The sequence below is a fragment of the Mycobacterium sp. genome, from assembly GCF_032159565.1.
Lineage (GTDB): Bacteria > Actinomycetota > Actinomycetes > Mycobacteriales > Mycobacteriaceae > Mycobacterium.
Genome location: NZ_JAVHWR010000045.1, coordinates 1 through 7,709, shown reverse-complemented (window position 1 = coordinate 7,709; position 7,709 = coordinate 1). Strand labels below are relative to the sequence as shown.

The window sequence follows — 7,709 nt, the reverse complement described above, 5'->3', positions numbered from 1 at the left end:
CCCCCCCCGGCGCCTCCCCATGCCCACTTGACAAGATTCTCTACATATCAGTTGTTTGTTGGTGGTGGTTGGGGTTGGAAGGGTTCGTACCACCACCAGTCTGCGCGCTCACCGGTGGGTCCTCGATAGGGCGCCACGCCCGGCGGGGGTTTAGTCGGTGGACGGGCGAGCGATCCCGCGCTGAGTTGTCTTCCCGCGCTGTCGGTGACGGTCAGGGTGTGTGCGGGTCCGGCGATCGTAATGACCCCCCGATGGTGCAACCGATGGTGGTACGGACACACCAAGACGAGGTTGTCCAATTCGGTGGGGCCGCCGTCTTCCCAATGGCGGATGTGGTGGGCGTGCAGGCCGAGGGTGGCCCCGCAGCCGGGCACCGCACACGTGGGATGGCGGTGCTCGAGGGCACGACGAAGCCGGCGATTGATTACCCGCGTCGCCCGCCCGGCTCCGATGACCTGCCCGTCGCGTTCGAACCACACCTCGCAGGTGGCGTCACACAGCAGGTATCGACGCTCGGACTCCGTGAGCAGCGGACCCAGGTGTAAGGACGCCGCGCGTTGATTGACGTCCACGTGCACCACCACTGTGGTGTGCTGCCCATGTGGGCGGTGGGCGGCGTCGGCGTCCCACCCGGCCTCGACCAAGCGCATGAACGCCTCTCCAGCGCCGGGCAGCGGCGGCCGATTCGGTGAGGGTCGGTCGTCGTCGTGATGGCGCTTCCACTCGGCGATCAACGCATCCTGATTTGACTGCAGCGCCGCATCGAATTTCGCCGCCTCGAGCTTGGGCAGTGTGATCCGCCAAGTGGTGGATTGCCCGTCGGTAGTTTTGGTGATCGACCGCTGACGTTCGGGTTGCGGATCCGGTTCCGGACGCGGTTCGAGCTTGATCGCGGTGCGCAGCTGGCCGACGGTGGCGACCTCGGCCAGCGCCGCATAGTGTTCATCAGAACCCTCAGCTGCCCGCTCGGCGATCACGCCGACCTGATCCAGCGACAGCCGGCCCTCCCGCAAGCCCTGGACACAGCGGGGAAACTCCACCGCCCGGCGCGCGACAGCAGCGATGGTGTGCGCGTTTGTCGGAGACGAACCGGTCTTCCATGCCAGCAACGCCGCCACCGACCGCGCCCCCGTAGCACCGCATAGCTCGTCGCGCTCCATCTCCGCCGCGATCTCCACGATGCGCCCGTCGATCGCATTGCGCTGACCGGCCAACTCCGACAACTCCTCGAACAGCACCGCGAGGCGCTCATCAGAGCGCACCGCAACGGCGCCAGAGCATGCGGTCGAAGTCATGGTTCCATCATTGCAGCGGGGTCCGACATTTAATGGCGCTCAGACCGCGTCATCGAGCCACCAGTAGTCGGCCTCCCTCAACACTTCCCGCTTGTAGCTCGTCCGCAGCGCGTCGATCGCGGCGAGTGTTCGCGACGTCAGTTCGTCTCGTATCCCGCTCTGCGCGTGTGCGAATGGGACGAACGCGCGCAGCAGATCGGGAGCGTCTAGCACCACCTCCAACGGAAAGCTCTCCTCGAGGTACTGCAGGTCGCCGATTGCCCGTTCGACGCGGACCCCGCTCCAGCGCAACGGGTCACCTGTACCAGACTCGAAGAGCTGCAGCAGCAGCTCACGATGACCGGGTTCGGTGAACGGCGCAGCGGAACTGGTAGCGAAGAACGTATTGCAGAGCTTGTGGTTCGACTCCGAGTTCCCTGCCGGTGACCGGTGTTCACCGCCCTCTGGCAGCCGATCCACCAGCCACCGAACGAGTGCACGGTAGAGCGGCCAGGTGGCACTCTCCGGGATTAATGTCGGTTTGTTGAGCGCATCCTCGATCCACGTCCGCGCATCATTGAGCGCCATATCGAAAACAGAAGTATCGCTGCTAGATTCGGCTACTCGCGCAAGCACCTCGTCGATCGGACCCTTGACCACTCCAGCGTCGAAAACGCGCGACGACATGTTGTGATCGATCCCGACGGCGACGGTCAGCTCGTGCCCGCCGTCGAATCGCATACCGATGACGAGTTCGTCGACGTCGCCGAACACATATGCTCTGCGCACCGCTCGGTAGACCTCGACCCGCGAGAGGGCTCCGATCCACCGCGGCAGATGCTCGCCTCGTTCAGCCACTTCGCGTCGGCATCGCTGTTGCGGCTCCGGATCGTCGACGAGGAGCTCGGCGATAACGGCCAACACCGCGGTCGTCTCCCGATTCGGCGTATTGATCAAGCTAGTCAGGATCTGATCGAGATAGTTGCCGTCACCCTCCGGCGATCTGAGCGAATCGGGTTTCGCCACGTGGATCATCATGCTGGCGATGCTGAGCAGGCCGAGTGGGTGCCGATTCAGGGCACGACGTACCGCGTCCCTGAAGGTCGTGTCGGCAGAGCTTTCGTCGTCGCGCTTCTTCGCGCGCCGCTCGTCTCGCCGTGACTGTTTGGCCCTACGTGCTCGTCGTCGGTCGCTCATAGCGCGGACGCTACCCACGGGCAGCGACAACGTCGGCCGCCGTTCAGAGCCCCTTCGCGCTCAGCGCTTTCATCAGTGACGGCCTCCAACCGTAGTCTTGGCGGATCTGCGCGATGAGCGAGGCGAATTCGTCGGCGCGACCGCCGCGTTCATAGAGTTTTGACATCGTCGCCAGCGTCACGGCAATGTGTGGATAGAGCTTGGTGTCGGGATACCGCAGATCACTTTCGAGTTGCGGCCGGTACAGGTCGGCAGCGTGGCCAGGCCGGGCCTTGGCGCCTTGGTCTGCCCCCAGTTCGCGCCACGCCCAGCCGGGGCCGTAGCGGTCGGCGGCCTCCCAGGCGGCGTCGACCCCAATTTCGTTTAACTCGCGAATAGCTTGTCGGACGTCCGCGGTACAGTTCAGTTGAAAGTTGAAGTGGCGCCGCCGGATACTTGGTCGGACAACTAGATCCGCGAAAACGCACCTCCTTAGCGATACGGACTCCTCGCTCGCCGGACGATGCGCCACCTTACTCATCACCGTTTGACCTGCGGGTCGAGTTGGCCCGCCATCGCCTGAGGAGGGCAGATGACGACGTCGGATCTATGGATAAGAAATCTGTCGGGAGGCGATCGCTCGGCCAGCACGGAGGGTTGATCAGCTCCGCGTCGGAGGTGGCCTGGGTTCTTTTGGACTTCATCGACGCCGGCAAGGCGACTACGCACCGAGACCACCGCGACGTCACCGATATCGAGGCGACCGTGAAAGGTGAAATGTTGATCGAAATCTTTACCGAGACAGAGAAGCGTACTGGAAAAACACTATTGGAAAGGGATGGTCATCCAAGCATTCAATGCGTCAACGAAGACGACACCTACCACATCCGAATCATCGAGTTCTGATCGGCCGGAGGCCGCACGGGGCTTCGACATCATCGGAGACGTGCACGGCTGCGCGTCGCTGCTGATGGATCTGCTCGAACGCCTGGGTTACCGCGACCACGGGGCCGGCGCCTATCGCCATGCGGACCGCCAGGCGATCTTCGTCGGTGACCTCGTCGACCGCGGCACGGAGCAGGCGCAGGTTTTGGAGTTGGTCAAGCGGATGGTCGACGACGGCAGCGCCCAAATCGTCATGGGCAATCACGAATTCAACGCTGTCGCTTACAGCATCGAGCATCCGGACCGGCCCGGCGAGTACCTTCGCCCTCGCAACAAGAAGAACGAAAACCAGCATCGGGCCTTCCTAGAGCAGGTCACCGGCGAGACCCGTGCGAGATACCTGAAATGGTTCGCGACCATGCCGCTCTGGCTGGACTTGGATGGCATTCGCGTGGTTCACGCGTGCTGGCACGGGCCGTCGATGCGCGACGTCGAGGATGCGCTCGGGTCGAACCGGTTCAGCACGGTTCACCAATTCGTCCGAGCGTCGGACAAGGCGGACCCGCTGTACAAGGCGGTCGAGGTGCTGTTGAAAGGGCCGGAGATCGACATCACCGGCCACGGACTGCCGCCGTACTTCGACAAGGACGGTTACCCGCGCCGGGAGGCCCGGGTCGCGTGGTGGCGCGAAGGCGCGACCACGCTTCGCGACCTCGCGGTCATGGACGGAAACTTCACAACGGAGAGCGGCGAACCGTATCCGCCCCTGCCAGAAGCCGAGGTCGAGCCGGCGGAGCGGTCGTTCTCCTACCGCGGCGATGTTCCGGTGTTCTATGGGCACTACTGGCGCAGCGGTCAGCCGACGGAAGGGTTGGACTACACGGCTCACACCGCATGCGTCGACTTCAGCGCGATCAAGACGGGCAATCTTGTCGCCTACCAATGGAGCGGCGAGAAGGAGATCCGGCCGGAACACTACGTCAGCTTGGACCGCTAGCACTCGAGGGACCGTTGATGTCGGTGGGGCGGCCTAGCCTCAACCCATGGGGGCGAGGCGTCGCTCGGGTGGGGACTCGGGTTTTGCAGTGGTTTTCGTGGTGCTGTTGGTGGTCGGCGTGATCGTCAAGTTCTTCTGGTTTATCGTCGGCGCGGCGGCGTTGGTTGGCACGTTCTTCGCGGTACGCGCGATCGTGCGGGAGATCGAACGGAGGCGTATCGAAGCTGCCTCCCGCGACGCGGAACTCAGTCGCCGCGCTGAATTGCAACACCGCTGGACACTGCGCGGAGACAGCCGTGGCGTGTACGGCCCAGATGGCGCCAAGGCGATGCGGGCCGTGGTCCCGAACCCTGACGCCGCCAGCGTGATCGAGCCGTCAGAGGAGTTTTCGGCGGTCGCTGCGGTGGCGTACACAACAGATGATCTGAGGACGCTGTTCAGCGAGAAGCTACCGTGTTGGCGATGGGCCGCGTTCGCGTCGGTGCTCGTTCAGCGGCGGGCAGCGGTGCAGGGGCGGTTGCGGGACAGTGCGCTGGGTTTCGTCGGAGCGCCGGCCACAAGGCTGAGTTCTGGCCCAGAAGTGCGGTACTTCGTCACCGAGCAGATCGAAGAGATCGCCGCGCTGGTCGGCCAGGTCGAAAGCTTCATGCTGACAGCAGCATTCGTGGACGTATTCGGCGATCCTGGAGACGAGGCGACGGCCGATGGCGACGGGATCGCGCACGCCGCCAACCGTCTGATGGATTATCACGACCGATTTCTCGACCTGTCGGAGCGATGCAGAAGCGTATCGGTGCCGAACCAGTATTCGGACCTGATGCGTGACGTGACGACGTTCGCCGACATTCCGCTGCAGGGGTATCGCACATTCATCGACGACTTCGTGGCGCGTGTCGGAGAGATGCCAGAGCTGCTTCGCTACGCGAATGGCACAGTGGAGGTCGACCCCGTGCTGCTTCACATGGATAGCGACGGCCAACTTCTCGACCGGATCTTCAAGCGGCTGAGAGCGATACGCGGCGGCTGAGGGCAGATTGACCGACGATCGCGCCGTAGAGTCCCTTCACTCACAGTCCGAATAGCCGACTTGCGCGCTGTACATGCCAGGTGTGCCGAAGAACTGGACGCTGCCCGCGCGAACTGCTACGAACAGGTCAGCTACTTCGTCGTCGTCTTGCTCTCGCTCGAAGAACCGCTTGAGATGCGTGAAGTCTGCCCTGCCTGGAAGCAACTCACCCGTTTCGGAGGCCGCGACGGTCGGTCACTCGGCGCGACGGTACAGCTCGGCGGGACGGCCCCGTCCACTCACGCTTCTGGTACCGGTGGCGACCAACCGTGGTTCCACAGCACGTCGAAAGGTGTCGCGTTGCAGCTCTCGTCCGGCGATCGTTTCATGTGCGATGCGCAGCTCCCGAAGCGTGAACTTGTCACCGAGAAGCCCATCTGGATCCGGCTTGTCGCGATAGCGCGAACGAACATCTTCGACTGCCAGCGTGATGATGTCGGCGTGGTCGAATGGCAGCCGCCCGGGCGCGTCTATTGAGACGAGCCGGGTTGTCTCGGCGAAGCGGTCCGCCAACTGCTCCCGCCGGACCACCTGTACGTGGGCTACGGACAGCACCCACCCGCGGTCGTCACGCTTCGGGTCGTCGAAGACGTGAAGTTGACGCGGGTGCAGACCGCGCACGTTGGCTTTGACGCGCAGTGACCGATCGACGGCGCCGGCAAGTGTCTCTCCTTCGTGGATGAAGGTGCCGGGCAGCGCCCACCCCTTACCGGCCGGACGACGCACCTCTAGGACCACCAACCCCAGTTTGGGGTCCAGTGTCAGGACTGCGGTGTCCACGGCGACCGACGGCCGCGGGTAGTCGGTTAGCTTCCGCCCGCTGGGGTCTCGGTGCCTGTTCGCGCTCATGTCGGACTCGTAGCGTACCGTGATTGACAATTAGCGCATATCTGCGCAAAATTGCCAGCCTGAGGAGGCGGAGACATGACGTCTTACCACGATCGCGTTGAGGGTGTGCTGTTGGGCACCGCGGCAGGAGATGCGCTCGGTGCGCCATACGAGTTCCAGCCACCGCGCGGACCGGAGCTTGAGGTGGCCATGGTCGGCGGCGGCGGGTGGGAGCGCGGCGAATGGACCGATGACACATCGATGGCGATCGCGATCGCTGAGGTGGCGGCGACAGGCGCTGATCTGCGAGGGGCGGCCGCGCAGGACGCGATCGTGACCCGGTGGCTGGAGTGGTCGCGGGTCACCAAAGACATCGGAGTCCAGACGGGCTCAGTGCTCAGGGCTGCGTCGCGCGGCGGAAGCATCACGGCGGCGGACGCGCGGGCGGCGTCGGCGGCGTTCCACCAGCAGACTGGCCGTACCTCGGGCAACGGCGCGTTGATGCGGACTGCCCCGGTGGCCCTCGCTTACCTCGATGACGAAGACGCCATGGTGGAGGCCGCCCGTGCCATCAGCGTGTTGACGCACTACGACCCGGACGCCGGAGACGCCTGCGTGCTGTGGTGTTGTGCGATCCGCCATGCGGTACTCACCGGTGAACTCGATGTCCGAGTGGGGTTGCGGCACATCGCTTCTGACCTACGAGACGTTTGGGCCAGGCGCCTGGATGACGCTGAGGCAGCGCCGCCCGCATCGTTCCCCAACAACGGCTGGGTGGTGACGGCGACGCAGGCGGCCTGGTCGGCGATCGCGAGGACACCGGTTCCCGTCGAGGATCCCGACGCCGGTGTGTTCGGCGCCGACCACCTGCGGGTGGCACTGGACGCGGCCGTCCGCGCCGGATATGACACCGACACCGTGGCGGCGATCGCCGGTGGCCTGCTGGGGGCGGCGTGCGGCGCGTCGGCGATACCGGGCGCCTGGCGGCGGGTGTTGCACGGCTGGCCATCCATCAGGGCGCACGACCTGGTGGCGCTGGCCACGGCGATCGAGCGTGGAGGCAAGCCGGACCTGTTCGACTACTCGTACCCGGGGTCGCCTATCGACACATGCGCGCGGCACCCGTACGACGATCGCGTCCTGCTCGGCGGCATCGGCGTACTGCGGAACCTACCGGCAGGCGTCGATGCTGTGGTGTCGCTCTGCCGCGTGAGCGACGACGACATGTGCGACGACATGCCCCACGTCGAGGTACGGCTGATCGACCGCACCAGCGAAGACGAGAACCCGCACCTGGACTTCGTGCTGCTGGATACGGTGCGGCTGATCGAGCAGTTGCGGGACGAGGGACGCACAGTGCTGGTGCACTGCGTCGCGGCGTACAGCCGCACGCCGGCAGTGGGCGCGCTGTACGGCGCGCGGCTCCGGAGTGTCGACGTGGACGAGGCGGTGCGGGACGTGACGGCGGTGCTGCCGGGTGCAT

General features: G+C 64.8%; 8 protein-coding genes. 4 read left to right on the top strand and 4 right to left on the bottom strand.

From position 1 onward, the window contains the following. Positions 1–47: 47 nt before the first annotated feature. The 3 genes from QOC76_RS05925 to QOC76_RS05915 are packed head-to-tail and all read right to left on the bottom strand — an operon-like array spanning position 48 to position 2,991. Positions 48–1,295 (bottom strand): HNH endonuclease signature motif containing protein, encoded by a 1,248-nt coding sequence (locus QOC76_RS05925; protein WP_526355166.1) that lies wholly within the window; start codon positions 1,293–1,295, stop codon positions 48–50. A 39-nt stretch (positions 1,296–1,334) separates the two neighbouring features. Beyond that, a complete protein-coding gene (locus QOC76_RS05920) occupies positions 1,335–2,471 on the bottom strand; it encodes a hypothetical protein (protein WP_526355164.1) in 1,137 nt (378 codons plus the stop codon). A 43-nt stretch (positions 2,472–2,514) separates the two neighbouring features. After that, complete coding sequence (locus QOC76_RS05915; RefSeq protein WP_526355162.1) at positions 2,515–2,991, bottom strand: hypothetical protein; 477 nt, start codon at positions 2,989–2,991, stop codon at positions 2,515–2,517. Positions 2,992–3,059: 68 nt separating this feature from the next. Between QOC76_RS05915 and QOC76_RS05910 the strand changes: the two genes are divergently transcribed. From QOC76_RS05910 to QOC76_RS05900, 3 genes are read left to right on the top strand one after another with little or no spacing between them, the layout of a single operon-like run. Further along, positions 3,060–3,356, top strand: a complete 297-nt coding sequence (locus tag QOC76_RS05910; RefSeq protein WP_526355160.1) for a hypothetical protein — start codon at positions 3,060–3,062, stop codon at positions 3,354–3,356. Then, positions 3,289–4,332, top strand: a complete 1,044-nt coding sequence (locus tag QOC76_RS05905; protein ID WP_526355158.1) for a metallophosphoesterase — start codon at positions 3,289–3,291, stop codon at positions 4,330–4,332. The genes QOC76_RS05910 and QOC76_RS05905 overlap by 68 nt, the downstream gene beginning before the upstream one ends. 46 nt (positions 4,333–4,378) lie before the next feature. Beyond that, positions 4,379–5,359, top strand: a complete 981-nt coding sequence (locus tag QOC76_RS05900; RefSeq protein ID WP_526355156.1) for a hypothetical protein — start codon at positions 4,379–4,381, stop codon at positions 5,357–5,359. A 234-nt stretch (positions 5,360–5,593) separates the two neighbouring features. On the opposite strand, the gene QOC76_RS05895 is transcribed toward QOC76_RS05900, so the two are convergent. Then, positions 5,594–6,247 carry an NrtR DNA-binding winged helix domain-containing protein gene (locus QOC76_RS05895; RefSeq protein ID WP_526355154.1) on the bottom strand — a complete coding sequence of 218 codons (654 nt, stop codon included), beginning with the start codon at positions 6,245–6,247 and terminating at the stop codon, positions 5,594–5,596. A 75-nt stretch (positions 6,248–6,322) separates the two neighbouring features. Between QOC76_RS05895 and QOC76_RS05890 the strand changes: the two genes are divergently transcribed. Further along, positions 6,323–7,709, top strand: a 1,387-nt coding sequence (locus QOC76_RS05890; RefSeq protein WP_526355152.1) for an ADP-ribosylglycohydrolase family protein, incomplete at its 3' end; no start/stop codon positions are given.

Bases quoted from the DNA above. Each gene is read 5' to 3' on its own strand.
- QOC76_RS05925 (WP_526355166.1), bottom strand. From the start codon at position 1,295: ATGACTTCGACCGCATGCTCTGGCGCCGTTGCGGTGCGCTCTGATGAG.
- QOC76_RS05920 (WP_526355164.1), bottom strand. From the start codon at position 2,471: ATGAGCGACCGACGACGAGCACGTAGGGCCAAACAGTCACGGCGAGAC.
- QOC76_RS05915 (WP_526355162.1), bottom strand. From the start codon at position 2,991: ATGAGTAAGGTGGCGCATCGTCCGGCGAGCGAGGAGTCCGTATCGCTA.
- QOC76_RS05910 (WP_526355160.1), top strand. From the start codon at position 3,060: ATGGATAAGAAATCTGTCGGGAGGCGATCGCTCGGCCAGCACGGAGGG.
- QOC76_RS05905 (WP_526355158.1), top strand. From the start codon at position 3,289: ATGGTCATCCAAGCATTCAATGCGTCAACGAAGACGACACCTACCACA.
- QOC76_RS05900 (WP_526355156.1), top strand. From the start codon at position 4,379: ATGGGGGCGAGGCGTCGCTCGGGTGGGGACTCGGGTTTTGCAGTGGTT.
- QOC76_RS05895 (WP_526355154.1), bottom strand. From the start codon at position 6,247: ATGAGCGCGAACAGGCACCGAGACCCCAGCGGGCGGAAGCTAACCGAC.